We start from the raw sequence: 24,408 nt of genomic DNA on the forward strand, positions 1-24,408 counted from the left end.
GGCCCTCATGTCCGAACCTCTCGCAGAAGCGAAGACGCTGTTGAAGTCGGTGCGCGTCACTCTCGCGGTCTCCGGTGTGCTCGCACTGATCGCCGGAATCGTCCTGCTCGTCTGGCCCGTGAAGTCCGCCGTGATCGTCACGGCGATCTTCGCCTCCTACCTGATCGTCGCCGGTCTCGTGTACATCGCACTGGGGATCTTCTCGCGCACGGGAGGCGGGTGGTCGCGCGTGGGCCATATCGTCCTGGGCCTGCTGTACATCGTGGCCGGTGTGATCGCGTTCGCGAACCTCGGTGTCGCGGCGGCGACCCTCGCCCTCGTCGTCGTCATCTTCATCGGCATCAGTTGGATCGTCGACGGCGTCGTCTCGCTGAGCCTGCTCGGTCAGGACGGCTCGAAGGTCTGGACGCTGCTGTACGCATTGCTCAGCATCGTGGCCGGTGTGTTCGTGCTGTTCTCGCCGCTGATGGCCGGCTTCGCGTTCTGGCTGCTGCTGGCCGTCTCGCTGATCGTGCTCGGCATCGTGCAGATCGTTCGCGCCATCACGATCGGGCGGGAGTCGAAGCAGTTCGTCTCCGGCGTGACCGAGGCGCCCGCGCGCTGAGGGCGCCACGACGATTCGGCCCCGACCCGCGTTCTGCGGGGTCGGGGCCGAATCGTGTCGTGGGGGGTCACTCGCCCCCGAATGCGCTGACGTCACCCACCAGGCGGGTGTTGTCCGCCGGGACCGGGTCGACCACGGCTCGGGCGACCTCGGCCGCGAACTCCGAGACGTTGTAGAGCCTGCCGGCGGACTCGCGGCGTTCGGCGATCGCCCCGGGGTTCGCCCGCTCGAGGAGTGTCGCGGTGATGGTGCCTTCGATCATGTCGCCCGACACGACGGTGAATCCGATCCCCTTCGCCGCGAGCTCGGGGATGCGCTCGCGGAGGGCGTCCTCCCCCGCCCGCTTCGACAGGGCCACGGGCTCGTACTCCGGCATGGTCGGGGTCGTGCGGATGAAGTGGGCCTGGTGACTCGTCACGAAGACGACGCGCGAGCCCTCGGCGAGCAGCGGCACGGACGCCGCGAGGACGTTGACCTGCGCGTCGCGGTTCAGCGACAGCGCATAGTCCTCCGCCATGCCGGACTCCATGCCGCCGGACGCGTTGAGGACGAGCACGTCGAGGCGTCCGAACTCGTTCTGCACCGCCTCGAGCATGGTGCCGACCGACTCGGGATCGGTGAGGTCCGCTCCGACGACGAGCACCCGGCGCCCGAGCTCGCGCAGCTGCGCGGCCAGCTTCTCGGCGCGAGGGGCCTTGTTGCGGTAGTTGATGACGACGTCCGCTCCGGCCTCCGCGAGATAGCGCACGGTGTCGGCCCCGATCCCCCGGGAAGAACCGGTGACAAGGGCGACCTTGCCGTCGAGAGAACCTGCGGGAAGAACGTCGGTCACGGTGACTCCTCAAGATGCGTCGAACGCCGCGATGACGCGGCACCCCAGAGTATCAAGCGGTGCCCGCCGGTCCCGGGACGCGCCACCCGCGCGTGATAGGTTGACCGCAAAGGAGGCCGTATGGACACGTTCGTACAGTTCATCGACCAGTGGGCATGGATCGGCTGGCTGGTCCTGATCGCCGTATTCCTCGTCATCGAGATGCTGTCGCTCGACTTCACCTTCCTCATGCTCAGCTTCGGCAGCGCCGTCGGCCTGGTGACGGATCTCGTCGGAGTCCCGGTGTGGGCGCAGGTGATCGCCGCCGCGGCCGCCGCCGCGCTGTTCATCCTCTTCCTGCGCCCGCCGCTGATCCGACGCCTGCATCGCGGCGAGGATCCGACGAAGTCCAACGTCGACGCCCTCCTCAACCTGCGTGGCGTCGCGCTGCAGGAGATCACGCAGATCTCCGGTCAGGTGAAGCTGAGCAACGGCGACACCTGGACCGCGCGCACCGCGACCGTCATGCCGATCCCCCAGGGCTCGCCCATCGCCGTGACGTCGATCAACGGCGCCACGGCCATCGTCCGTCCCGTCAACGACTAGGAGACCTCCGTGAACGACGCCTCGTTCATCCCCACCGCGATCCTCTGGATCCTCGCCATCGCGGTGATCATCTTCGTGGTGGTCACCGTCGCACGGTCGATCCGCATCATCCCGCAGGCCACGGCCGGCGTCGTCGAGCGGCTCGGCCGCTACCACAAGACGCTCACCCCGGGTCTGAACATCCTCGTCCCCTTCATCGATCGCCTGCGACCGCTGATCGACATGCGCGAGCAGGTCGTCTCCTTCCCGCCGCAGCCCGTGATCACCGAGGACAACCTGGTCGTCTCGATCGACACGGTCGTCTACTTCCAGGTGACCGATGCCCGTGCCGCCACCTACGAGATCGCGAACTACCTCGGCGCCGTCGAACAGCTGACCACCACCACGCTCCGGAACGTCGTCGGCGGGCTGAACCTCGAAGAGGCGCTCACGAGCCGCGACAACATCAACGGCCAGCTCCGCGTCGTGCTCGACGAGGCGACCGGCAAGTGGGGCATCCGCGTCGGCCGCGTCGAGCTCAAGGCGATCGACCCGCCTGTGTCCATCCAGGACTCGATGGAGAAGCAGATGCGCGCCGAGCGCGACCGGCGTGCCGCCATCCTCACCGCCGAGGGCACCAAGCAGTCGGCCATCCTCGAGGCGGAGGGCTCGCGCCAGGCGGAGATCCTCCGCGCCGAGGGCGACAAGCAGGCTGCCGTCCTGCGGGCTCAGGGCGAGGCCGAGGCCATCCAGAACGTCTTCAGCGCGATCCACCAAGGCGCCCCGGACGACAAGCTCCTCGCCTACCAGTACCTCCAGATGCTGCCGAAGATCAGCGAGGGGCAGTCGAACAAGCTGTGGATCATCCCGAGCGAGCTCACCGAGGCGCTCAAGGGTATCGGCAACGCCTTCACGCCGAAGCCGGGTCAGGCACCGACACAGCTGCCGCCGAGCGTGTGACCCACCCCTACTTCGCGAAGACGCGGCACCCCCGAGTCCTCGCCCATCGCGGTCTCGTGACCGCGGCGGGCGAGGACTCCGGCGTGTGGGAGAACACCGCCGCGGCCTTCGCCGCGGCTCATGCCGCCGGCGCCGAGTACATCGAGACCGACTGCCAGGTCACCGCCGACGGCGATGTCGTGCTGTTCCACGACTCGACCCTCGAACGCCTCACGGGCGATCCTCGCGAGGTGGGCCACGTGCGCACGCGCGAGCTGGCCCGTCTGTTCGCGGATCACGGCGGCCTCCTCACCGTGGCCGAGGCGCTTGACACCTTCCCGGACACCCGGTTCAACATCGATGTGAAGACGCCCACGGCGGCGGAGCCGCTCGGGCCGATCCTCGCCGACCACACCCACCGCACCCTGCTCACGAGCTTCTCCGACGCGAACCGCCGTGCCGCCGTGTCGTCGGTGCTGCGCGCCGGCGCCGGCATCCGTCCCGCCACCTCGGGCGGTCGCGCCACCATCGCGCGCGTGCGGGCGCTGTCGGCCGCGCGCCTCTCCCCCGCCCGGGTCCTCACCGAGATCGACGCCCTGCAGATCCCGGAGCGGCAGGGTCCCGTGCGGGTGCTCGCACCGTCGCTCCTCCGCGCCGCGCACCGCTTCGACGTCGAGGTCCACGTGTGGACGGTCAACGAGGCGGAGGACATGCGCCGGCTCATCGCAGCCGGTGTCGACGGCATCGTCTCCGACCGAGCCGACGTGGCTCTGGCCGCCCTTTCGGGCCCATAACCTCCGGCGCTGGGATTCCGCTGTGAATACCGCTCCGAAGCCGCTCGCGTGGATGAAGCGCACAGGTCGGAGCGTTATACCTGACAGCGACGAGAGGACCACACAATGGCAGATCGCAGCCTGCGCGGCATCCGACTCGGCGCCCAGAGCCTACAGAGCGAAGAGGGCGTCGTTTTCATGGAGCGCCGTGAGACCACCTACACCTGTGACACCTGCGGCCACGTCACGAACCTGATGTTCGCGGCCGACGCCGAGCCGCCCCAGACCTGGGAATGTCGTTCCTGCGGGGCTGAGGCACGCCTGAACATCGACGGCCAGGCCGTCACGCTCGACACGGGCGAGGAGAAGGCCGCCCGCACGCACTGGGACATGCTCATGGAGCGGCGCACGCGCGCCGAGCTCGAGGAGCTCCTCGAGGAGCGCCTCGCGTTCATCCGGGCGCGTCGCGGCGCGGGCGAGGACCCGACGCGCGAGAAGATCGGCGCCTAACCGCGGCGCCGGGATCGCCAGCCGGCGACGGCCAGCGACGCGATCCCTCCCCACAACAGGATCTGCTGGATCCACGGACCCAGCACCACACCCGCCGTGAGGCCGGACCGGAGCTCGACATCCTCGAGCATCGCTCCGGCCTCATCCGCGTCCAGACGGGTAACGGTGCTCCCATCGGCGCGGATGATCTGACTCGTCCCCACGGTGGAGATGTTGACGACACTGCGGCCCGTCTCGATCGCACGCATCCGTGCGAACGCCAGCTGCTGCAGGTTCTCGTCCGTGCCCCGGAAATCCGCGTTGTTGGTCTGGAAGACCAGCACCTCGGCGCCGCCCTGCACCCCTTCGCGGATCACATCGTCGTAGATCACGTCGAAGCAGATGGCGAGTCCGACCTTCACTCCGTCCACGTCCACCAGCGGCGGATTGATCCCCGGCGTGTACTCGCGGCCGATGAGTCCGATCAGATCGGGCGCGAGCGCGTTGTAGAAGGCACGATCCGGGACGTACTCCCCGAACGGGACGGGATGGCGCTTGTCGTGGATCTGCTCGGCGGCGCCCTCGTCGGTCCACAGCATCGAGGTGTTGTAGTACCTGCCGCCGCGTCCGGTCGCCGCGTTGGCGAGCAGCGGCGCGCCGATCCGCGACGAGACGAGCGTCATACGGCGCGCGAGGGTCTCGTTCTGGAAGGGATCCGTGTCGAGGCCGCCCTCCGGCCACACGAGCAGATCGACGTCTTCGCCGTACAACGGCTGCGTCGCCTCGGTCTGGGCGAGGACCACCGCGAACGGCTCGCGCTCGTCGAAGTACCCGGTCGGACCGTTCCCCTGCACCGCGGCGATCCGCATCGAGCCGGAGGCCGTGGTCGGGAACAGCGGGGTCACGACCAGGAGCACGACCAGGGCGGCCGGGAGCGCGATCAGCAGCGGCTGCTTCTTCCAGACCCGCAGCCGGACGATCTCGATCGTCATCGCCGTGACGAGCACCATCAGGAAGCCGAGTCCGCTCACCCCGAGCCACGACGACACCGGAGCGAGGGGGCTGGACGCCTGCGTCATGCCGATGCGCGCCCAGGGGAACCCGCCGTACGGCCAGGTTCCGATGAACAGCTCACGACCGATCCAGAGGGCCGACACGACCGCCGGGAGAGCGAGCACGCGGCCCCAGCGTCCCGGGAGCAGACGCGGCATCCAGCGATAGGCGAGCGCGATCGGGATGACGGCGACCGCGGTGAGCCCTCCTTCGACCACGCTGAGCGCCGCCCAGGGAACGGGGCCCAGATACCGCGAGGTCCAGGAGACGAGGAGTCCGAAGAACAGGATGCCGTAGACCAGTCCGACCAATAGCGCTCCCCCGGCCCGGCGCCCGATCAGGGCGACGAGGAGCAGCGCGGCTGCGGGGAAGGCGAGGATCCAGACGCCCGCCTCCGGATACGCCAGGTCCATCAGGAACGCGGCGCCCGCGGCGGCGACCACAGCCGCCCACAGGGGCAGAAGCGGGCGCGCGAAGGCACGGGAGTCGGACATCGGTCGCCTTCTCACATCGAGGAGTACGAGACGATGCCGCGGCGCAGGCCGTCGAGCGCCGCACGAGCCGTTCGTGCGAGCGCTCCGTCCTCCGCGACGATGGACAGCTGGTCCAGGAGGTCGATCGTCTGCTTGGCCCAGCGCACGAAGTCGCCCGCAGCCATGTCGGCCTCGACCAGCACACGGTCGAGCACGCCGCCTCGAGCCCAGGAGTGCATCGCACCGGCGAGACCCGCGGCCAGGGGCTCGGAGCCGGGGAGCTGGTGATCCTGCTCCAGGTCGTCGAGCTCGGCCCAGAGGGCGGTGGTCTTCTCGTACGCCGTGCGGAAACCGCCCCGCGGCAGCCCCCGCTCCCCCGCATTCGCCTCGTCGCGACGGGGTTCGTACACCAGGCAGGAGGCCATGGCGGCGAGGGAGGGCGCGTCGAGGCCTGTCCACAGACCCTGACGCAGCGACTCCGCGACCAGCAGGTCCCGCTCCCCGTAGATGCGACGCATGGTCCGGCCCGACTCGGTCAGGATGATCTCCTCGCCGTCGGTCCGCAGATAGTCGAGCGTCTCGAGGACTTCGACGACCCGGTCGAACACGCGGGCCACCGTGCCGGTGCGCGTCTCGATCTGCCGGCGGGTGCGGTCGGTCTGACGCTTCAGCTTCCAGTACCGCTCGGCCCAGCGCGCGTGCGCCTCACGATCGGGGCACCGGTGGCAGGGGTGCCGCTGCATCCGGGTACGCAGCTCCTGGATGCGCTTCATCCGCTTGTCGCGTGCTCCACGCGGTGCCTGGGAGTCCTGGCGGTTCTTCTTCTCGAGATCGCTGAGCTCGCGCCGGAGGGCGGAGTACTCACGGAAGTCGCCGTGCTCGCAGGTCATCGACTCGCGGTACCCCGTGAGCGACGTCTCGGCCTCCCGGACCTGCCGGGCCAGACCGACGACCGATCGGTCCGCCTGGAACTGCGCGAACGACGATTCGAGGATCTGCCGCGCCCGCGCCTTGCCGAAGAGGTCGATGAGGTTGACGGCCATGTTGTAGGTCGGCCGGAAGCTGGAGTTCAGCGGGTAGGTGCGCCGTGAGGCGAGCGCGGCCACCGCCTGCGGATCCATGCCCTCGGTCCACTGCACCACGGCGTGGCCCTCGACGTCGATGCCCCGCCGGCCCGCGCGGCCCGTGAGCTGGGTGTACTCCCCCGACGTGATCGCCACCCGCGCCTCGCCGTTGAACTTCTCCATCTTCTCGAGCACGACCGTTCGTGCCGGCATGTTGATGCCGAGCGCCAGGGTCTCGGTGGCGAAGACGACCTTGACGAGTTTGCGCCGGAAGAGCTCCTCCACCACCTCCTTGAAGGCGGGGAGCAGACCGGCATGATGCGACGCGACGCCGCGCTCGAGGTTGTCGAGCCACTCCCAGTACCCCAGGACGCCGAGGTCCTCGTCCTGCAGCGTCCGCGTGCGCTCCTCGACGAGCGTGCGGATCTCCTCGCGCTCTTCCTGAGTGGTGAGGCGCAGGCCCGACCGCCGCACCTGCTGCACCGCGGCGTCGCAGCCGACGCGGCTGAAGATGAAGAAGATCGCCGGCAACAGGTTCGCGCGCTCGAGCAGCTGCACGACGTCGGGGCGGTCCATGCGCTCGATGCGGCGCATGTTCGACGGGCGTACCGGGCGCTGACCACCGCGCGGGGGCCGCTTCGCCTGTCGCCCGGCGTGGCGATTGCTGGCGTACGACTGCGCGCGACGGTTGTTCTCGTAGTGGGAACCAGTGAACGAGCGGATGCGCATCAACTCCTGGTTCACCTGCGCGGTCGCCGCGCCTGCCCGGTCGTCGAAGAGCGGCAGGAGGTCGTCGCGCACGAGCACGTGCTGCTCGAGCGGGACCGGTCGCACCTCCGAGACGATGACCTCGGTGTCGCCGCGGACGGTGTCGAGCCAGTCGCCGAACTCCTCGGCGTTCGAGACGGTGGCGCTCAGCGAGACCAGCCGCACCTGCTGCGGCAGGTGGATGATGACCTCTTCCCACACGGCCCCGCGGAAGCGGTCCGCCAGGTAGTGCACCTCGTCCATCACGACGTAGCGGAGGTCGCGCAGGGCGGCGGAGTCCGCGTAGATCATGTTGCGCAGCACCTCGGTCGTCATCACGACGATGCGGGCGTTGCCGTTGATGTTCGTGTCGCCGGTCAGCAGTCCCACGTCTTCCGGCCCGTACACGTCGACGAGCTCGCGGAACTTCTGATTCGACAGCGCCTTCATGGGCGTGGTGTAGAAGGCCTTGTCCGACGGACTCTGCATGGCGAGGTGGATGGCGAACTCGCCGACGATCGTCTTGCCCGCCCCGGTGGGGGCCGCGACGAGCACGCTGTGCCCGCGCTCGAGTGCGTGGCACCCCTCGACCTGGAAGGGGTCCAGGTCGAACCGCTGGCGCGCGGCGAAGGCGACCGTCTCCGGGTGTTCGGCCGCCTGACGGGCCGCGGCGTAGCGCTCCGAGGGCGAACTCATGCGGCGTCCGGAACCAGACCCGCCGCGGCATCCTGCTTGCGTTTGCGTCGATCGAAGAGGAGCGAGAGCAGCGCGGCCGCGAAGTACAGCACGATCAGGATGCCGGCCAGCATCAGCATGCTGACGACGTCGGCGGCGGGCGTGGCCAGCGCCGCGAACACGGTGGCGATGATGACCGCGACGCGCCAGCCCTTGAGGATGGCGCGGCCCGTCATGATCCCCGCCACGTTCAGCGCCACGAGGAAGACGGGCAGCACGAACGAGACGCCGATCACGAGCATCAGCTTGAAGATGAAGTCGTAGTAGTCCTGGGCGGCGTAGAAGTTCGTGCCGCCCTCGGGGGTGAAGCTCCACATCAGCTCGATGATGTGCGGCATGATCACCACGCCGAGATAGCAGCCGCCCAGGAACAGCGGCACCGCGGCCACGACGAAGCCGATCGTGTAGCGGACCTCTTTGCGGGTCAGACCCGGCATGATGAACGCCCAGATCTGCCACAGCCAGACCGGGGCGGACGCGAACAGGCCGATCGAGAGGGCGATGCGCATGCGCATGTCGAAGGCCGCCGTCACGGTCGAGAAGTTCAGAGCGCTGAAGTCATCTCCGCGCTTCTCCGTGATCAGACGGATCGGTTCGGTGATGAAGTGGATGATCGGATCAGCGACGATGAACGCCGCGATCATCCCGACGACCAGCGCGGCAGCCGCGATCATCAGCCTTCGGCGCAGCTCGACCAGGTGCGCGCCCAGCGACATCCGTCGGTCGCGGTCCGGCTTCGCCCTGGCGGCCGGGTCCATCACTGCCACGGGCGGTCAGGCGCGAGGAGGAGTCTCAGGATCCGCGCCCGGGCTCTTCACCGTCGTCGGCTCGGCCGCTGCGGACTCCGTGCGATCGGCGGCGTCATCGTCCTTCATGGCCTTCATCTCACCCTTGAAGACACGAGCGGACTGACCGACGCTCTTCGCCAGCGCCGGGAGCTTGGCAGCCCCGAACAGAAGGAGGATCACGGCGAGCACGATCAGGAGGTGCCACCCCTGCATTCCAGCAAACATCTCTAGTTCCCGTCGTCGATGGGTGATATTGCCAGTCTACCTGGCCTCTTCGTGCGGCGGGCGGTGGTACAGCGCGAGTCCCGCAGCCGCCCACTCGCGGGTCGCCGCGCGGGCGACCGCCGGCTCGAGGACCTCCAGCGCGCCGCCGAAACGCGCCGCGATGCGCTTGATGCCGCGGGGATCTGCGAGGTGCAGACGCGCCGTGACGATCCCGTCCGCCGTCTCGACGTGGTCCGCCGACAGCAGACCTCCCACCAGCGGGGCGAAGCGCTCGGGCAGGCGCACGGCCACCTCCCGATCCTCCGCGGCCTCGGCGAACGCGTCGGGCACCGGATCCCCGCCGTGCGTGGTCGGGATGTCGGTGAGCCGCGGCTCGCTGACGCGATCCAGATGGAAGGTGCGGATGGCTCGGCGCATGTGGCACCAGCCCTGCAGGTACCACTGCCCGTTGGTGATGAGGATCTGCACGGGATCCACGGTGCGGGTGGTCGGAGAGGCGTCCGGCGCCTGATAGGTGAAGGACACGGCCCTGCCCTCCTGCACGCCGCGCGAGACCACTCCGCGCACCTCGTCGACGGCCGTCGGCACGACGACGACATCCGCCGGGGCGTCGGCCGCTCCGCGGGAGAGCTTCGAGATGAGCCCGGCCACCAGACCGGAGTCGGAGACCGCCGGCACCGCGGCGACCATCTGCAGCCCGGCGAGCAGAGCGGCCGCCTCGCGCGCCGTGAACCGGGGCACCCGTCGCAGTGCGACGTCGTTCGTGATCTCGATCACGTCTTCCTGGTCGAGCAGATCCCAGTTGATGTCGAACAGCTCCTGAGGCTGCTGCCAGAAGCCCGCTTCACCGGGCAGTCCGATGACGGTGAGCTTCTCGACCATGCCCCGCATCTCGCGCGGCGTCACGCCGAATTCCTCCGCAGCGTCGGCGAGCGACACCTGGCCGTGCTCGAGCAGGTACGGCACGAGCGTGAGATACAGGCGCACACGATCCGAGGCGAGCAACGGCTTCGACCTGGCGGCCATCATGCCCCTTCCCGTCCGGCGTGCGCGTCGACGACGGCCTGCAGCCGGGCGATCACCGCGTCGCGCAGCGGAGCCGGTTCGACCACGCGCACCTCGGGACCGTAGGAGGCCAGCTCGTCGGCCAGGATGTGCAGGTCCACGAACGGCACGCGGATGCCCTGCACGGCCGGCTCCCCTCGGCGGCCCAGGCGGAGGGCCGCCTCGGTCCCGGGGGTCACCTCGAGTAGTGCGGCGTTGCCGGCGGCGACGCGCTCCAGCCCCGCGAGAGCCCGCTCCCCCGCGCCCTCGCGCAGCGCGGGATCGAAGCCGTCCGCCGTGACGGTCACCTCGCCCACGATCCGGCTGAGCAGGAAGGTGCGGTCCTGCTCGATGTCGACATCGACGCCGAAGACGTGCCAGCGCGCCTCGTAGTCCACGAGCGCGAGCGGTCGGACCGACCGACGGCGCGGGGCGTCCTCCCCCGGTTTGAGGTAGTCGAACCGGACGACGCGACTGCGCTCGATCGCGTCCTGCAGCGGCGTGAAGGCGGCGTCGCGGGCCGTGATGCGCGGGGCGAACCCGATGATCGGCTCGTCTCCGTCGATCCCGAGCGCGCGGATCTTCCGCACGCCGGACTGCGCGTCCCCGGACGCGGACTCGGCGCTCCAGACGCTTCCCGCGAGGCGAAGGACGGCGAGCTCGGCGGGCGTGAACTCGATGTCCCCGGGCAGGTCGTATTCCGCCTGCGGAATGCGGTAGCGCGCCTCGCGCAGGTCGTTGGGGTCTGCAGCGTCGCCGATCGTCTCGATCGGCACGCCCAGCGAACGGAGCTCGTCCTTGTCGCGCTCGAACATCTTCTCGAGCGCATCGGTCCGCGTCCCGGCTTCGGCGCGCTGCCGGTATCCGGAGACGTTGTCGAGGATCTGCTGCTTCGTCAGCCCGATCTCCGTGGCCATCAGCGCCACGACGAGATTCGTCAGGCGCTCCTCCGCGGGGATCCGGGCAGCCATCACGGGGTGGGCGCCGCGACGGTGCCCAGGATGTCGATGACGAACGCCATGGCGGGCGAGTTCTCGGTGTCGGGCACGACGATGAGCACCTGGGAGCCGATCTTCTGCCCGACGAGCGCCTCGGCGACCGGAGGAGCCATCTGCGAGAACTGCGAGGTGGGCGCGTCGCCCCACGTCGTGCGGATGACCTGGCGGTCGGCCCAGCCCACGGCGGTGAAGTTCACCAGCGGAGTCTGGTCCGCCGTCAGCGGCTCGCCCTCGCCCTCGATGAGCGTCTGGACGACCTGCGACTCGGGGGCGTCGATCTTCGGGATGATCACTCCGGGAGTGCCGTCGGGCGCACGCACCACGGTCGGCATGCCCGATGCGTCGTTGAACCTCAGGGATCCCTCGGCGCGCGGAAGCAGCACGTCGACGACGTCGAACACGACGACGGCCACGTCGTCGTCTTCCATGCCGAATCCGGCGATGTTCTGCGGTCCGAAGTCCTCCGGCGTCAGCGCCGCGACCACACGCGATCCGGCGGTCGCGCACGGCAGCGCGTCGCCGAGCCCCGGAACGCGCTCGGCCCAGTAGTCGATGCTCTGCGCGGGCGTCGTCGCCTCGTCGTAGGGCAGCTCGAAGACCTGATCGCCGGTCTCCCCGCTGTACACCGCGATCTGCCCGACGAGACCCTGGGAGCCGTCGACCAGTGCGCGACCGTCGCCGACGACCGTGTCTGCGAAAACCGAGGACGACACGTGCACGGGGGCGAAGATCTCGACGTCCGTCGACCCGCCGATGTCGCCCTCGACGCTCACCGCGTCGCGCAGCCCGGTGTCGCCCGCGTCGCGGTCGCACGCGGCGCCGTCGTAGGTCGGAGCGGCCGTGCACCCGGTCAGAGCGAGGACGGCGAGGCTGAGAGTGGCCAGAACGGCGGACGATTTACGCACGTCCTCCAGTCTATTCCGTCGCCTGCTCGGATTCGCGCGAAGCCGTCGCGATGCGCGCGCCCTCCGCCGCGCGTGCGGCCTCGCGGGCGCGCTTGCGCAGGTTCTTGTCGGTGATCTCGCGATCGCCCACCGCGCCGGGCGTCCACATCTCGACGTCCTCGTCGCTGAAGCCCGACTTGGAGGCCCGGCGCTTGACCGACGGGGCGATCGCGCCCGGCGCGAGGCGACGTGCGGTGAGCAGGAACCCGGTGTGCGCGACCATCCGGTGGTCCGGCCGCACGGCGAGCCCTTCGACGTGCCAGCCGCGGACCATCGTCTCCGAGGCGTCCGGCTCGGTGAACAGCCCGGTGCTGCGGATGTACTCAGCAACGCGGGAGAGCTGCGTCGCCGTGGCGATGTAGCAGAGCACGACTCCGCCCGGCGTCAGCGCCTCCGCAACGACGTCGATGCATTCCCACGGCGCGAGCATGTCGAGGACGACGCGGTCGACGGAGCCGGCGGGCAGCTCCCGCGGCAGCGCCTCGACGAGGTCGCCCACGACGACCCGCCAGGCGGGCGGCTCCTCGCCGAAGAAGGTGTGGACGTTCGCCCGCGCGACGTCCGCGAACTCGTCGCGCCGTTCGAACGACACCAGCGTCCCGGAGGCGCCGACGGCCCGCAGGAGCGAGAGGGAGAGGGCCCCCGAGCCCACGCCGGCCTCGACCACGGTCGCTCCGGGGAAGACATCGGCCTGCATGACGATCTGCGCGGCGTCCTTCGGGTAGACGATGGCCGCGCCGCGCGGCATCGACATCGCGAAGTCCCGCAGGAGGGGGCGCAGCGCGAGGTACTCGTGCCCGGAGCTGTTGGTGACGACCGAGCCGTCGGGCAGGCCTACGAGGTCCCGGTGCCGCAGCACGCCGTGGTGGGTGTGCAGCTCTCCGTCCTCGCGCAGCGTGACCGTGTGCAGGCGGCCCTTGGGCCCCGTCAGCTGGACGCGGTCGCCCTCGCGGAACGGACCGCTCGGGCGTACGGTGCGCGGCTGCTCACTCATCGGGCGACTCCCGTCATCGTGTCGCGGAGGTCGAGCAGCGGCACGAGGTCGGCCACGCGGCGGTCCGCCAGCGTCGGCCACAGCGCGTGCGCGCCCAGATCGTCGAGCGGCACGATGTGCGGGACCCCCAGCGTGACGGCGCCCGAGGCGAGACCCGCGCGGACGCCGGTCGGCGAGTCCTCGATGACGACGGCCTCGGCGATGTCGACGCCCAGCAGGGCGGCGGCTTGCAGGTACGGCTCGGGGTGCGGCTTCGGGTTGGTCACGTCGTCGCCGGCGACCACCAGATCGAACGCGGGGAAGTCGACGAGCTCGACGACGTCGAGCGCCATCCGGCGCAGCGACATGGTCACCAGTGCGGTGGGGATGCCGGCGGCCTTCAGGTCGAGCAGCAGCTCGCGGGCGCCCGGGCGGAACGGCACGCCATCGGTGCGCAGAGACGCCTGCACCGCGTCCGTCAGATGCGACACGATCGCCTCCGGCTCCATCCGGACACCGGCGTTCTGGAGGATGACCGCACTGTCGATGAGTCCGCTACCGACCAGCTGCAGCGCGTCCTCGTGGCTCCAGCTGCCGCCGAAGGACTCGACGAGTCGCGTCTCGGCCGCCATCCAGTACGGCTCGGTGTCGACGAGTGTTCCATCCATGTCCCAGAGGACCGCGCGGGGCTGTCTGCTCACCGGACCATGTTAGCCGGGCCTGCGACCGCCACCCGCCGACCCGGACTAGCCTGGGGTGACCACATCGTCGCGCAATCGAAGGGAGATCCCGATGGACGTTCTCGGTCCGCGGATCGTGATCGCAGCGTTCGACGGCTGGAACGATGCCGGCGAGGCCGCCAGCGGGGCGCTCGCCGCTCTGCGCGCCACCGGCGACTACGACCTCGTGCACTCGGTCGACCCGGAGCTCTACTTCGACTACCAGTACACGCGTCCGTCGACGCGGACGGATGCCGAGGGCCGGCGTCAGCTGACGTGGCCGGAGGCCGGTCTGTGGCGTCCTCGCGACCCCGCGCCCGGGCCCGAGTTCTGGCTCCTCACCGGGGTCGAGCCTGCCCGCACCTGGCAGGCGTTCGCCGCCGAGTTCATCGACGTCGCGCTCCGCGACGACGTCACCGGCTTCGTGACCCTCGGCGCCATGCTCGCCGACGTGCCGCACACCCGTCCCATCTCGATCTTCGCCGCCAGCCAGAACGAGCAGGTGCGTGAGGCGCACGGCCTCGAGAAGTCGCTCTACGAGGGTCCCGTCGGCATCCTGAGCGTCTTCGAGCACTTCGCCGAGTCGGCGGGGATCCCCACGGCGAGCCTGTGGGCGAGCGTGCCTCACTACGTGGCCAACACCACGCCCTCCCCGAAGGTCACGCTCGCGCTGCTCGACCGCCTCGAGGAGCTCACCGGCCTCGACGTGTCGCGCGACGGACTGCGCACCGAGGCGGCCGCGTGGGAGGCGTCGATCGACGCCGCAGCGGCCGATGACGAGGACATGACGGAGTACATCCGGCAGCTCGAGAGGACGCGCGACACCTGGGATGCCCCCGAGGCGTCCGGCGACGCCATCGCTCAGGCGTTCGAGCGATATCTGCGCCGGCGTGGAGACGGCCCCGGCGACCACAAGCGCTGACCACCCGGACCGCTCAGGCGGAGATCACTCAGGCGGAGATCACTCCGGTGGCGAGCAGGATGAGGATCGTCGTGCCGAGCAGGATGCGGTAGATCACGAACGGCAGGAAGCTGCGCTTCGAGATCCAGCTCATGAAGAACGCGATCACGCCGAGGGCCACGACGAAGGCGATGCCGGTCGCCGCGAGGGTGTCTCCGAGCGAGAAGAACGACGGCTCGCCCCAGCTCTTCGCGAGCTGGAAGAACCCGCTGCCGAAGACCGCGGGGATGGCGAGGAGGAATGCGTACCGCGCGGCCGCGGCGCGCTCGTAGCCGAGGAAGAGGCCCATCGTGATGGTGCCGCCGGACCGCGAGACGCCCGGGACCAGCGACAGCGCCTGGGCGAGTCCGAACGCGACGCCGTGCGGATAGGTGAGATCGCCGAGCGTGCGGCGCTTGGCGCCCACGTGATCGGCGATGCCGAGCAGGATGCCGAAGGCGATGAGCATGATCGCCACGATCCACAGGGAGCGGAAGACGCTCTCGATCTGGTCCTGGAAGAGCAGCCCGAGGATGACGATCGGGATGCTGCCGATGATGATCAGCCACCCCATGCGGGCGTCCGGGTCGTTGCGCGGAGCCCTGCCGACCAGTGACCGGAACCACTGCGTGATGATGCGCACGATGTCGCGCCAGAAGAACACGACGACGGCGGCCTCCGTGCCGATCTGTGTGATGGCGGTGAAGGCGGCGCCGGGGTCCTCCCCGGAGGGCAGGAAGGTGCCGAGGATGCGCAGATGGGCGCTGGAGGAGATCGGCAGGAACTCCGTGAGACCTTGGACGATCCCGAGGATGAGCGCTTCGAGGAGATGCATGGAGGGCCTTCTGATCGTGCGGGCGCAGGCGGCGGGCCGCGCTCAGTACGTGCGCAGCAGATCGGCCAGCACCTGCTGGCCGAAGACAAGCGAGTCTACGGGCACGCGCTCGTCGACCCCGTGGAACATCCCCGTGAAGTCCAGATCCGCCGGCAGCCGGAGGGGTGCGAAGCCGTAGCCCGTGATGCCGAGCGTGGACAGCGCCTTGTTGTCGGTGCCCGCTCCGAGCAGGTACGGGATGACCGGCACACCGGGGTCGTGCCGGCCGATGCTCGCCACCATCGCCTCCACGAGCTCGCCCTCGAACGGGGTCTCCATGCCGATGTCCCGCACCACGGTCTCGATCCCGATGCCGTCGCCGACGATCTCCTGGAGCTCGGCCAGCACCTCGTCCTCCGTGCCGGGGATGACGCGGACGTCGATCAGCGCCTCCGCCCGCTCGGGGATGACGTTGTGCTTGTATCCCGCCGACAGGGCGGTCGGGTTCGTCGTCGTGCGGAAGGAGGAGCGCAGGAACGCCTCCGCCGGCCCGGCGGCGCCGGCCAGGGCGTCGGGGTCGTCCGCGTCGCGGCCGGTCAGCGCGCTCAGGCCGTCGAGCAGGGCCGTCGTGGTCGGGGTCAGCCGGATCGGCCAGCGGGTGCGGCCGATGGCTGCGACCGCTTCGGCGAGGGCCGTGACGGCGTTGTCCTCGTGCAGCCGGCTGCCGTGGCCGGCGCGCCCCCTCGCCACGAGACGGATCCAGATCAGGGCCTTCTCCCCCACCTGCAGCAGGTAGGCGCGTCGGTCGTCGACGGTGATCGAGTATCCGCCGACCTCGCTGATCGCCTCCGTCGCACCGGCGAACCAGTCGGGGCGATCGCGCACGACGAGGGCGGAACCCTCGACCCCGCCGTTCTCCTCGTCGGCGAAGAAGGCGAGGACGAGGTCGCGGGCGGGCCGCTCCCCCGCGCGCAGGATGTCGGCGACGGCCGTGAGGATCATCGCGTTCATGTTCTTCATGTCGACGGCGCCGCGCCCCCACAGCATCCCGTCCTGCACCGCTCCGGCGAACGGATCGACCGTCCAGTCCTCGGCGACGGCCGGGACGACGTCGAGGTGACCGTGCACCACCAGCGCGGGCAGAGAGCGGTCTCGACCCGGCACGCGGGCGACCACGTTGGTGCGGCGGGGCACCGGCTCGTAGTACTCGACCTCCAGGCCGAGGGCCCGAAGGTAGTCCCCGACGTAGTCGGCGGCCTCGCGCTCCCCCTTCGCGTTGCCGCCGCCGAAGTTCGAGGTGTCGAAGCGGATGAGGTCGCTCGCGATGCGGACGACCTCCGGGAGCGCGGGTTCGATCATGCACCTCAGGCTACCGAAACCGCGTGCCACGCCCGGGCGTCGCGCTCGGTTCGAGGCGCGGTTCGGAACGTGGTAATGTCATTCTTCGGTCGGCAACGATCATCCGAAACCTGCGCGGGTGGCGGAATGGTAGACGCGCTAGCTTGAGGTGCTAGTGCCCGATAGGGCGTGGGGGTTCAAGTCCCCCTCCGCGCACAGAGAGCCCCGGTGGTCCGAAAGGAGCACCGGGGCTTTTCCGTCGTGTCCGGCACCCGAGCGTCCGGGCGAGGCCACCCCGACCGGGGCCGACGTCTCAGGCGACGCCGACCCCGAACAGCAGGCCGAGCAGGTACGTGATCGCCGCGGCTCCGAAGCCGATGGCGAGCTGCCGCAGGGCGCGGCGCAGAGGCGGGCCGCCCGACAGGATGCCGACCATCGCCCCGGTCGTCAGCAACGCGATGCCCACGAGCACGAGCGCCACGATCACGGCGGCGGCGCCCTGCAGTCCGAAGATCCAGGGCAGCACCGGGATGATCGCACCGGAGGCGAACAGCAGGAAGCTGGAGATCGCCGCCGTCCAGTCGCTCCCGACGATCTCGTGCTCCACGCTGTGCGTGCGCACCGGCCCGGTGGCGGAGCGGCGCACACCTTCCTGGGCCGCGGCCACGATCCGACGGGCGCGCGCCAGTGCCTCTTCGGGGCCGACACCTCGGGCCCGGTAGACCAGGGCCAGCTCGTTCTCGTCGATGTCGAGGTCGTGCGCGGAGGCCGCCGCATCCTCGTTCGCCTCGGTGGCGGCGAGCAGCTCGCGTTGCGACCGCACCGACACGAACTCCCCCGCGCCCATCGACAGTGCGCCGGCGAGCAGGCCGGCGATTCCGCTGAACAGGACGAAGCCGGAGCTGACGCCCGTCGCCCCGATGCCGAGGACCAGCGCCAGGTTGCTCACGAGCCCGTCGTTGGCTCCGAAGACCGCGGCGCGGAAGGATCCCGACAGCCGGCGCCGCCCCCGCGCCGCCAGGCCCCGCACGACCTCGTAGTGCACCTTCTCGTCCGCCCGCATCGCGGGGGTGGCGTACTGCTCGGCGTCGTAGGGCGAGCGCGCCTCGGCGCTCTGCGCGAGGGCGAGGACGAAGATCGAGCCGAAGCGTCCGGCCATCCAGCCGAGCAGGCGGGTGCGCAGACCGACCCTCGGCAGGCGCGACGGCTCCCCGCCGAGCAGGTCGAGCCAGTGCTTCTCGTGCCGGCGCTCGGCCTCGGCGAGGCTGAGGAGGATGTCGCGCTCCTCCCCCTCGCGGGTCGCGGCGAGTCGTTGGTACACCCGTCCCTCGGCACGCTCCTCGACGAGGTAGCGCGCCCAACGGCGGCGATCCGCGGCGGTGGGCTCAGCGGCGAGCGGGGCGGTCATGCATCCTCCCGAATGTGGACAACATCTCCACGCTATCCGCGGCAGTACCGCGCCGACGAGCGGAGCCCGGGATTGACAGCATTTCGGGAATCCGAAGGCCGCCGACGCCGTCAGGAGCGGACGCGCTTGCGAAGCAGGTCGATGCGGGCCTGGAGCTGGGTCACCGTCGCCTGCGCGACCGCCGGACCGCCGCAGAGCCGCCGCAGCTCGGCGTGCACCGCGCCGTGCGGCTCGCCCTTCTGCCGGGCGTAGAGGCCGACGAGGCTGTTGAGCAGCTGCCGCTGTTCTTTGAGCGTGCGATGCAGCGGCGCAGGCAGCGTCGTCGTCTCGCCCGGGCCCGCGGCGGCCTCCCGCGCCTCGCGCAGACGCGACTGACGCGACTGGCGCTGCATGAGGAGCTCGTGCACGTGCTCGGGTTCGAGAAGACCCGGGAACCCGATGAACTCCTCCTCCTCGGGGGTGCCCGGCTCGGCGAGCTGACCGAACTCCTGCCCTTCGAACACCACACGGTCGAAATGCGCGACCGACGAGAGCGCCTGGTAGCTGAACTCCTGGGTCAGCGCATCGGACGCGTCGTCCTCGCGATTGGCGCTGTCGAGCAGGGAGTCCTCGAGGCCGTCGTCATCCTTCGACTGCCGGTCGAGCGCATGGTCGCGCTGCTTGTCCATCTCTCCGGCGAGCCCCATGAGCACGGGGACCTGGGGAAGGAAGACGCTGGCCGCCTCGCCGCGTCGGCGCGCCCGCACGAACCGGCCGATGGCCTGCGCGAAGAAGAGCGGTGTCGACGACGACGTCGCGTAGACGCCGACGGCGAGCCTCGGGACGTCGACTCCCTCCGACACCATGCGCACCGCCACCATCCAGCGATCCTGGCTCGCACTGAACCTCTCGATCCGCTCCGACGCGGTCGCATCGTCGGAGAGCACGATCGTCGGCTGCTGCCCCGTGATGCGGTGCAGGATCTTCGCATAGGCCCGCGCCACCGTCTGATCGGTCGCGAGCACCAGTCCGCCGGCGTCGGGCACGTGGTGACGGATCTCGGTGAGACGGCGATCGGCCGCCGACAGGACCGCCGGCATCCACTCCCCCTCGGGATCGAGCGCCGTGCGCCAGGCCTGGGAGGTGACGTCCTTCGTGTTGTCCTGGCCGAGATGCGTCTCGAGCTCGTCGCCCGACGTCGTGCGCCAGCGCATCTTGCCGGCGTACATGTGGAACAGCACCGGGCGCACGACCCCGTCGGCCAGCGCCCGGCCGTAGCCGTAGTTGTAGTCGGTGCGCGAGATGCGCGCGCCGGACTCGTCGGGGTGGTACTCGACGAACGGGATCGGCGCGGTGTCGCTGCGGAACGGCGTGCCGGAGAGCAGCAGGCGTCGCTTCGCGGGACCGTAGGCGTCGCGGATCGCGTCGCCCCAGCTCAGCGCGTCGCCGCCGTGATGCACCTCGTCGAGGATCACGAGCGTCTTCGCGCCCTCCGTGAGATGGCGGTGCACCGAGGACTTCGCGGCGACCTGCGCGTAGGTCACCACCGCGCCGTGGTAGTGCCGCGCCGGCGCCCAGTGGCTGTTGCGGAAGCGGGGGTCCAGGCGGATGTGCACGCGCGCCGCGGCATCCGCCCACTGGGTCTTGAGATGCTCGGTCGGAGCGACCACGATGATGCGGTCGACCTCGCCCATGCGCAGGAGCTCGACGGCCAGCGTGAGGGCGAACGTCGTCTTCCCGGCGCCCGGCGTCGCCGCCACGAGGAAGTCCCGCTGATCGGCCCGGAAGTACTGCTCCAGCGCCTCCTGCTGCCACGCGCGCAGCTTGCTCGCCGTCCCCCAGGGGGCGCGCTGAGGGAAGGACGGGGAAAGCATCGAGTCCACGATAATCGCTGTCGCCGACACCGCGGCGCAGCCGCCCGTCCCCTCCAGTCGGCAGTGACGTCGACCGCCCGTGCCGAGTAGGCTCGATCACTGCGCCGCGGTCCTCCGGCCGGACGCCCGTTCGCGAAGGAGAGCTGGATGACCGACCAGGATTCGACTCGAACCCCCTACGTCGCCAACGAGGCCGTCCACCCGTGGCGGCGTTTCGTCGCGATCGGAGACTCGTTCACCGAGGGCATCGGCGATCCTGATCCGAACGCGCCGGGCGGTCACCGCGGGTGGGCGGATCGCGTCGCGGAGGTGCTGTCGCAGCAGGTCGACGACTTCGCGTACGCGAACCTGGCGGTGCGCGGCAAGCTGATCGCGCAGATCGTGCGCGATCAGATCGAGCCCGCGGTCGCGCTCCGCCCCGACCTCGTCTCGATCTGCGCGGGAGGCAACGACGTCATCCGCCCGGGGACCGACCCTGACGCGATCGCCGTGCAGCTCGAGGACGCGGTCGCCCGCCTGTCGTCCACGGGGGCCGCCGTGATCGTGTTCACGGGGATCGACACGGCGTTCACGCCCGTGTTCCGTCCGTTCCGCGGCAAGGTCGCCATCTACAACGAGAACGTCCGCGCGATCGCCGAGCGTCACGACTGCATCGTCGCCGACCAGTGGGCGCTCAAGGTGGTACAGGATCCGCGGTTCTTCGACGACGACCGCCTGCACTACAACGCGCTCGGTCACCACGAGGTGGCGCGCATGGTGCTGCGGGCGCTCAACGTGCCCAACGACCTCGAGGCGATGCAGCCCGAACCGCTGCCCCTGCGCACATGGCGGGCGGCGCGCGCGGAGGATCTGGGCTGGGCGCGCGAGCACCTCGTGCCGTGGGTGCTCCGCCGCCTGCGCCACCAGTCCTCGGGCGACAACATCGCCGCGAAGCGCCCGGAGCCGTCGCCGATGGTGCGCCCGGACAGCTTCTGAGCCGTCAGCCCCGCAGCGCCCAGAGCGCGACCGCGGCGGCGGATGCGACGTTGAGGGAGTCGACCCCGCCGGACATCGGGATGGTCACCGTCCGATCGGCGCTGTCGAGGGCGGCGCGCGACAGGCCGTCGCCCTCGGATCCGAGCAGCAGCGCGACCCGCTCCGGCCGCTCCGCCGCATAGGCGTCCAGCGGCACGGCGGCCTCGTCGAGCGCCAGGGCGGCCAGCTCGAAGCCCGCCGCCCTCAGATCGGCGACCGCGGCGTCCCACTCCGGCATGCGCGTCCACGGCACCTGGAACACGGTGCCCATGCTGACGCGCACACTGCGCCGGTACAGGGGGTCGGCGCAGCGGGGCGACACCAGCACGGCGTCCGCGCCGAGTCCCGCCGCGGCCCGGAACGCGGCGCCGATGTTGGCGTGGTCGCCGATGCCCTCGAGCACGAGGATCGTCCGCGCCTGCGCGACCACCTCGGCGACCGTGCACAGTTCCGGCCGGTGCATCGAGGCCAGCGCTCCGCGATGCACCGCGTACCCGGTGACGGCCTCGGCCACCTCGTCGGGCACGACGTAGATCGGCCCGTCCTCGTCCTCCAGCAGGGAGCGGATGCCGTCGAGCCATCGCCCCTGCACCATCACCGACCGGGGCCGGTGTCCCGCGGCGACCGCGCGCTCGATGACCTTGGCCGACTCGGCGACGTACAGCCCGCCGGCCGGCTCGGAGACGGCGCGCAGCGCGGTGTCGGTGAGGCCGCGGTAGTCGTCCAGCCGCGGGTCGTCGGCGGAGGCGATGTGCACGATGTCCATAGCCCTCCACTGTTCCACGCCCCGACCGCCGTCGACGCCGGGCGAGCCACCGCCCCGTAGACTCGCGGGAGGAGGTGTCGTGACCGCGATCGCAGATGAGGAGCTCCGGCTCCGTGTCGCCGAGACGGCTGCCCTGCTCCGCGGACGACGGATCGCGCTCCTGACCGGCGCCGGCGTCTCCACGGACTCGGGGATCCCGGCGTACCGCGGTGAAGGGGCTCCCGCTCGCAGCAACCCCATGACCATCCAGACCTATCTCGGCGACGAGGCCGCTCGGCGCCGGTACTGGGTCGGCGGGCACCTCGGCTGGCGTGCCTTCGCGCGCGCCGAGCCGAACGCCGGGCACCGTGCCCTGGCCGAGATGGAGTCGGCCGGGGTCGTGAGCGGCGTCATCACCCAGAACGTCGACGGCCTGCATCTCCGGGCGGGCAGTTCGCGCGTGATCGAGGTCCACGGCACCATGCGCCGCGTGCTCTGCCTGCACTGCGGCCAGGTGTTCGACCGGCGCGACATCGCCGTCCAGATCGAAGAGCTCAACCCGTGGATCACCGTGCCCGAGAACGTGAAGCTCGCGCCGGACGGAGATGTGCTCCCCGAGAGCGTCGAGGGCTTCATCGTGCCCCGATGCACGGTCTGCGACGGCATGCTCAAGCCCGACGTCGTCTTCTTCGGCGAGTACGTGCCGCTGGACCGCTTCCGGGCGGCCGAGTCGCTGCTGCGCTCGAGCACCGCCCTGATCGTCGCGGGCTCCTCGCTCGTCGTGAACTCCGGCGTGCGGCTGGTCGAGCGGGCCCGGCGCCGCAGCATCCCCCTCGTCATCGTCAACCGGGAGCCGACGCGCGCGGACGCCTGGGCGGATGTCACCATCGCCGCCGGCACAAGCGACGTGCTCCCCGCCCTGCAGGAGCTCCTGTCATGACTCTCCTCACCCTCGTCCGTCACGGCCAGACCGACTGGAACCTCGCGCACCGCATCCAGGGCACCACCGACATCCCCCTCAACGACACGGGCCGCGCCGACGCCCGGTGGGCGGCCGGTCAGCTGGCCGGAGCGGGGCACCACGCGATCTACTCCAGCCCGCTCGTGCGCGCCCGCGAGACCGCCGAGATCATCGCTTCACAGCTCGGTCTCCCGGGCCCGCAGCTCGTGCCCGACGTGCGGGAGCGGGAGTTCGGCGACGGCGAGGGGATGCTGGTCGCCGACTACATCGAGACCTACGGTGACTGGCTCGCCGAGGTGCCCGGGGCGGAGTCCCTGCACGAGGTGGCCGACCGCGCGACGGCGGCCCTCGAGGGCATCGCCCGCGACGCCCGGCGCCGCTCCGCCCCGGTCGCCGAATCGGTGATCGTCGTCACGCACGGCGGGGTGATCCGGTCGCTCCTGGACCACGTCTCCGGGGGCACGCTCCCCCGCGTGGGCGACGTGCTGCGCAACGGGTCGATCCACCGGTTCGAGGCGTCGCCGCACTCCCTGCGCCTTCTCGAGGAGACCGCGGTCCTCTGATCGGTCAGTCGGCCCGGTCGATGACCGATCGGGCGTGGCGCAGCACCGGCTCGTCGATCATGCGCCCCTCGAAGCGGAAGACGCCGCGCTCGGAACGGGCGGCCTCGAGCACGCGCCGGGCCCAGTCGACGCTCTCGGTCGCGGGACGGTAGGCCCGCCGGACGACCTCGACCTGACGAGGATGGATGCACGCGGTGGCCCGGAACCCGGAGGCTGCGGCATCCCGCGCTTCGCGCTCCAGCCCATCCTCGTCCTCCAGGTCGATGTGCACGGCGTCGATCGCCGCGACTCCGCGTGCGCCCGCCTCGAGCAGCACCCGGGCACGGGCGTACCGCGCGATGTCGCGGTAGGCGCCGTCGTCGCGGCGGCTCGAGGTGCCCCCGAGCGAGGCCACGAGATCCTCCGCGCCCCACATCATCGCCACAACCTGCGGGTGCGCCGCGATGCGGTCGGCCGCCTGCACACCGCGCGCGGTCTCGCAGAGCGCGATGAGCGAGAAGTCGTCGTCGAACGCGGCGAAGCCGGCCGGGTCCTCGCTCTTCGCGACCATCACGGTGCGGAACGGCGACCGCGCGAGCATGGCGAGGTCGTGCCGGAAGTCCTCTGTCCCCGCAGCGTTGACGCGCACGATGACGCGGGTCGGGTCGAGGTCGGAGGCGAGCACCGCCTCCCGGGCCGTGGCCTTCGCCTCCGCCCGCACCGCGTCCTCGAGGTCGAGGATGACGGCATCCGACCGGTCGGACGCCTTCGTGAAGCGCTCGGGGCGATCCGCGGGGCAGAACAGCAGCGCGGGTCCCATCCGGAAGTC

Annotated in this window: 25 protein-coding genes and 1 tRNA gene; 10 read left to right on the forward strand and 16 right to left on the reverse strand. The window is 70.6% G+C overall.

The window, feature by feature from the left end; all coding sequences use genetic code 11:
* Window positions 1-7 precede the first annotated feature (7 nt).
* Complete coding sequence (locus tag AB3M82_RS00905; protein ID WP_412954921.1) at window positions 8-604, forward strand: HdeD family acid-resistance protein; 597 nt, start codon at window positions 8-10, stop codon at window positions 602-604.
* A gap of 67 nt (window positions 605-671) precedes the next feature.
* Here AB3M82_RS00905 and AB3M82_RS00910 read toward each other — a convergent pair whose 3' ends face one another.
* Window positions 672-1,436 carry an SDR family oxidoreductase gene (locus AB3M82_RS00910; RefSeq protein WP_412954924.1) on the reverse strand — a complete coding sequence of 255 codons (765 nt, stop codon included), beginning with the start codon at window positions 1,434-1,436 and terminating at the stop codon, window positions 672-674.
* Between the two features lie 120 nt (window positions 1,437-1,556).
* On the opposite strand from AB3M82_RS00910, the gene AB3M82_RS00915 reads away from it, so the two are divergent.
* The 4 genes from AB3M82_RS00915 to AB3M82_RS00930 all read left to right on the forward strand — a co-directional run bounded on the left by AB3M82_RS00915 (window position 1,557) and on the right by AB3M82_RS00930 (window position 4,222).
* Window positions 1,557-2,021 carry an NfeD family protein gene (locus AB3M82_RS00915; protein WP_412954926.1) on the forward strand — a complete coding sequence of 155 codons (465 nt, stop codon included), beginning with the start codon at window positions 1,557-1,559 and terminating at the stop codon, window positions 2,019-2,021.
* Between the two features lie 9 nt (window positions 2,022-2,030).
* A complete protein-coding gene (locus AB3M82_RS00920; RefSeq protein ID WP_412954928.1) occupies window positions 2,031-2,960 on the forward strand; it encodes an SPFH domain-containing protein in 930 nt (309 codons plus the stop codon).
* Window positions 2,957-3,733 carry a glycerophosphodiester phosphodiesterase family protein gene (locus AB3M82_RS00925; RefSeq protein ID WP_412954931.1) on the forward strand — a complete coding sequence of 259 codons (777 nt, stop codon included), beginning with the start codon at window positions 2,957-2,959 and terminating at the stop codon, window positions 3,731-3,733. The genes AB3M82_RS00920 and AB3M82_RS00925 overlap by 4 nt, the downstream gene beginning before the upstream one ends.
* A 105-nt stretch (window positions 3,734-3,838) precedes the next feature.
* Entirely contained in the window at window positions 3,839-4,222 is a 384-nt protein-coding gene (locus AB3M82_RS00930; RefSeq protein WP_412954934.1) for an RNA polymerase-binding protein RbpA, read from the forward strand.
* Here the strand turns inward: AB3M82_RS00930 and lnt are convergent.
* The 9 genes from lnt to AB3M82_RS00975 are packed head-to-tail and all read right to left on the reverse strand — an operon-like array spanning window position 4,219 to window position 13,946.
* A complete protein-coding gene (gene lnt, locus AB3M82_RS00935) occupies window positions 4,219-5,748 on the reverse strand; it encodes an apolipoprotein N-acyltransferase (RefSeq protein ID WP_412954935.1) in 1,530 nt (509 codons plus the stop codon). The genes AB3M82_RS00930 and lnt overlap by 4 nt on opposite strands.
* Window positions 5,749-5,759: 11 nt before the next feature.
* Window positions 5,760-8,234 (reverse strand): DEAD/DEAH box helicase, encoded by a 2,475-nt coding sequence (locus AB3M82_RS00940; RefSeq protein WP_412954937.1) that lies wholly within the window; start codon window positions 8,232-8,234, stop codon window positions 5,760-5,762.
* Window positions 8,231-8,989 (reverse strand): twin-arginine translocase subunit TatC, encoded by a 759-nt coding sequence (tatC, locus tag AB3M82_RS00945; RefSeq protein ID WP_412957978.1) that lies wholly within the window; start codon window positions 8,987-8,989, stop codon window positions 8,231-8,233. The genes AB3M82_RS00940 and tatC overlap by 4 nt, the downstream gene beginning before the upstream one ends.
* Window positions 8,990-9,046: 57 nt before the next feature.
* Window positions 9,047-9,286, reverse strand: coding sequence for a Sec-independent protein translocase subunit TatA (gene tatA / locus AB3M82_RS00950; RefSeq protein WP_412954940.1), 240 nt, complete (start codon window positions 9,284-9,286; stop codon window positions 9,047-9,049).
* Between the two features lie 36 nt (window positions 9,287-9,322).
* Window positions 9,323-10,312: a helix-turn-helix transcriptional regulator gene (locus AB3M82_RS00955; RefSeq protein ID WP_412954941.1), complete on the reverse strand. Its 990-nt coding sequence runs from the start codon at window positions 10,310-10,312 to the stop codon at window positions 9,323-9,325.
* Window positions 10,312-11,301 carry a helix-turn-helix transcriptional regulator gene (locus tag AB3M82_RS00960; RefSeq protein WP_412954944.1) on the reverse strand — a complete coding sequence of 330 codons (990 nt, stop codon included), beginning with the start codon at window positions 11,299-11,301 and terminating at the stop codon, window positions 10,312-10,314. The genes AB3M82_RS00955 and AB3M82_RS00960 overlap by 1 nt, the downstream gene beginning before the upstream one ends.
* Window positions 11,301-12,233 (reverse strand): FKBP-type peptidyl-prolyl cis-trans isomerase, encoded by a 933-nt coding sequence (locus tag AB3M82_RS00965; protein WP_412954947.1) that lies wholly within the window; start codon window positions 12,231-12,233, stop codon window positions 11,301-11,303. The genes AB3M82_RS00960 and AB3M82_RS00965 overlap by 1 nt, the downstream gene beginning before the upstream one ends.
* A gap of 10 nt (window positions 12,234-12,243) precedes the next feature.
* Window positions 12,244-13,266 carry a tRNA (adenine-N1)-methyltransferase gene (locus AB3M82_RS00970; RefSeq protein ID WP_412954950.1) on the reverse strand — a complete coding sequence of 341 codons (1,023 nt, stop codon included), beginning with the start codon at window positions 13,264-13,266 and terminating at the stop codon, window positions 12,244-12,246.
* Window positions 13,263-13,946: an HAD family hydrolase gene (locus tag AB3M82_RS00975; RefSeq protein ID WP_412954953.1), complete on the reverse strand. Its 684-nt coding sequence runs from the start codon at window positions 13,944-13,946 to the stop codon at window positions 13,263-13,265. The genes AB3M82_RS00970 and AB3M82_RS00975 overlap by 4 nt, the downstream gene beginning before the upstream one ends.
* Window positions 13,947-14,037: 91 nt before the next feature.
* Here AB3M82_RS00975 and AB3M82_RS00980 point away from each other — a divergent pair, with 91 nt between their 5' ends.
* Window positions 14,038-14,886 (forward strand): PAC2 family protein, encoded by an 849-nt coding sequence (locus tag AB3M82_RS00980; RefSeq protein WP_412954956.1) that lies wholly within the window; start codon window positions 14,038-14,040, stop codon window positions 14,884-14,886.
* Window positions 14,887-14,914: 28 nt separating this feature from the next.
* Here AB3M82_RS00980 and AB3M82_RS00985 read toward each other — a convergent pair whose 3' ends face one another.
* Together AB3M82_RS00985 and AB3M82_RS00990 are read right to left on the reverse strand one after the other, a co-directional pair.
* Window positions 14,915-15,739 carry an undecaprenyl-diphosphate phosphatase gene (locus AB3M82_RS00985; RefSeq protein ID WP_412954959.1) on the reverse strand — a complete coding sequence of 275 codons (825 nt, stop codon included), beginning with the start codon at window positions 15,737-15,739 and terminating at the stop codon, window positions 14,915-14,917.
* A gap of 42 nt (window positions 15,740-15,781) precedes the next feature.
* Window positions 15,782-17,077: a M20/M25/M40 family metallo-hydrolase gene (locus tag AB3M82_RS00990; protein WP_412954961.1), complete on the reverse strand. Its 1,296-nt coding sequence runs from the start codon at window positions 17,075-17,077 to the stop codon at window positions 15,782-15,784.
* Between the two features lie 112 nt (window positions 17,078-17,189).
* Between AB3M82_RS00990 and AB3M82_RS00995 the strand changes: the two genes are divergently transcribed.
* Window positions 17,190-17,272, forward strand: a tRNA-Leu gene (locus AB3M82_RS00995).
* A gap of 97 nt (window positions 17,273-17,369) precedes the next feature.
* Here AB3M82_RS00995 and AB3M82_RS01000 read toward each other — a convergent pair.
* Window positions 17,370-18,464, reverse strand: a complete 1,095-nt coding sequence (locus AB3M82_RS01000) for a VIT1/CCC1 transporter family protein (RefSeq protein ID WP_412954964.1) — start codon at window positions 18,462-18,464, stop codon at window positions 17,370-17,372.
* Between the two features lie 110 nt (window positions 18,465-18,574).
* The gene (locus tag AB3M82_RS01005) at window positions 18,575-20,317 is read right to left on the reverse strand and encodes a DEAD/DEAH box helicase (RefSeq protein ID WP_412954967.1); all 1,743 of its coding nucleotides are present in this window, start codon (window positions 20,315-20,317) and stop codon (window positions 18,575-18,577) included.
* A 147-nt stretch (window positions 20,318-20,464) separates the two neighbouring features.
* On the opposite strand from AB3M82_RS01005, the gene AB3M82_RS01010 reads away from it, so the two are divergent.
* A complete protein-coding gene (locus AB3M82_RS01010; protein ID WP_412954969.1) occupies window positions 20,465-21,292 on the forward strand; it encodes an SGNH/GDSL hydrolase family protein in 828 nt (275 codons plus the stop codon).
* Window positions 21,293-21,296: 4 nt separating this feature from the next.
* On the opposite strand, the gene AB3M82_RS01015 is transcribed toward AB3M82_RS01010, so the two are convergent.
* On the reverse strand, window positions 21,297-22,097 hold the full coding sequence (locus AB3M82_RS01015) for a TrmH family RNA methyltransferase (RefSeq protein ID WP_412954971.1): 801 nt from the start codon (window positions 22,095-22,097) through the stop codon (window positions 21,297-21,299).
* A 79-nt stretch (window positions 22,098-22,176) separates the two neighbouring features.
* Between AB3M82_RS01015 and AB3M82_RS01020 the strand changes: the two genes are divergently transcribed.
* Both AB3M82_RS01020 and AB3M82_RS01025 read left to right on the forward strand, forming a co-directional pair.
* Window positions 22,177-23,016 (forward strand): Sir2 family NAD-dependent protein deacetylase, encoded by an 840-nt coding sequence (locus AB3M82_RS01020; protein ID WP_412954974.1) that lies wholly within the window; start codon window positions 22,177-22,179, stop codon window positions 23,014-23,016.
* Window positions 23,013-23,600 (forward strand): histidine phosphatase family protein, encoded by a 588-nt coding sequence (locus tag AB3M82_RS01025; RefSeq protein WP_412954977.1) that lies wholly within the window; start codon window positions 23,013-23,015, stop codon window positions 23,598-23,600. Before AB3M82_RS01020 ends, AB3M82_RS01025 begins: the two co-directional genes overlap by 4 nt.
* 4 nt (window positions 23,601-23,604) lie before the next feature.
* Here AB3M82_RS01025 and AB3M82_RS01030 read toward each other — a convergent pair whose 3' ends face one another.
* The gene (locus AB3M82_RS01030; protein ID WP_412954979.1) at window positions 23,605-24,399 is read right to left on the reverse strand and encodes an HpcH/HpaI aldolase/citrate lyase family protein; all 795 of its coding nucleotides are present in this window, start codon (window positions 24,397-24,399) and stop codon (window positions 23,605-23,607) included.
* Window positions 24,400-24,408 lie beyond the last annotated feature (9 nt).

The organism is Microbacterium californiense (assembly GCF_047246625.1).
Classification (GTDB): Bacteria; Actinomycetota; Actinomycetes; order Actinomycetales; family Microbacteriaceae; genus Microbacterium.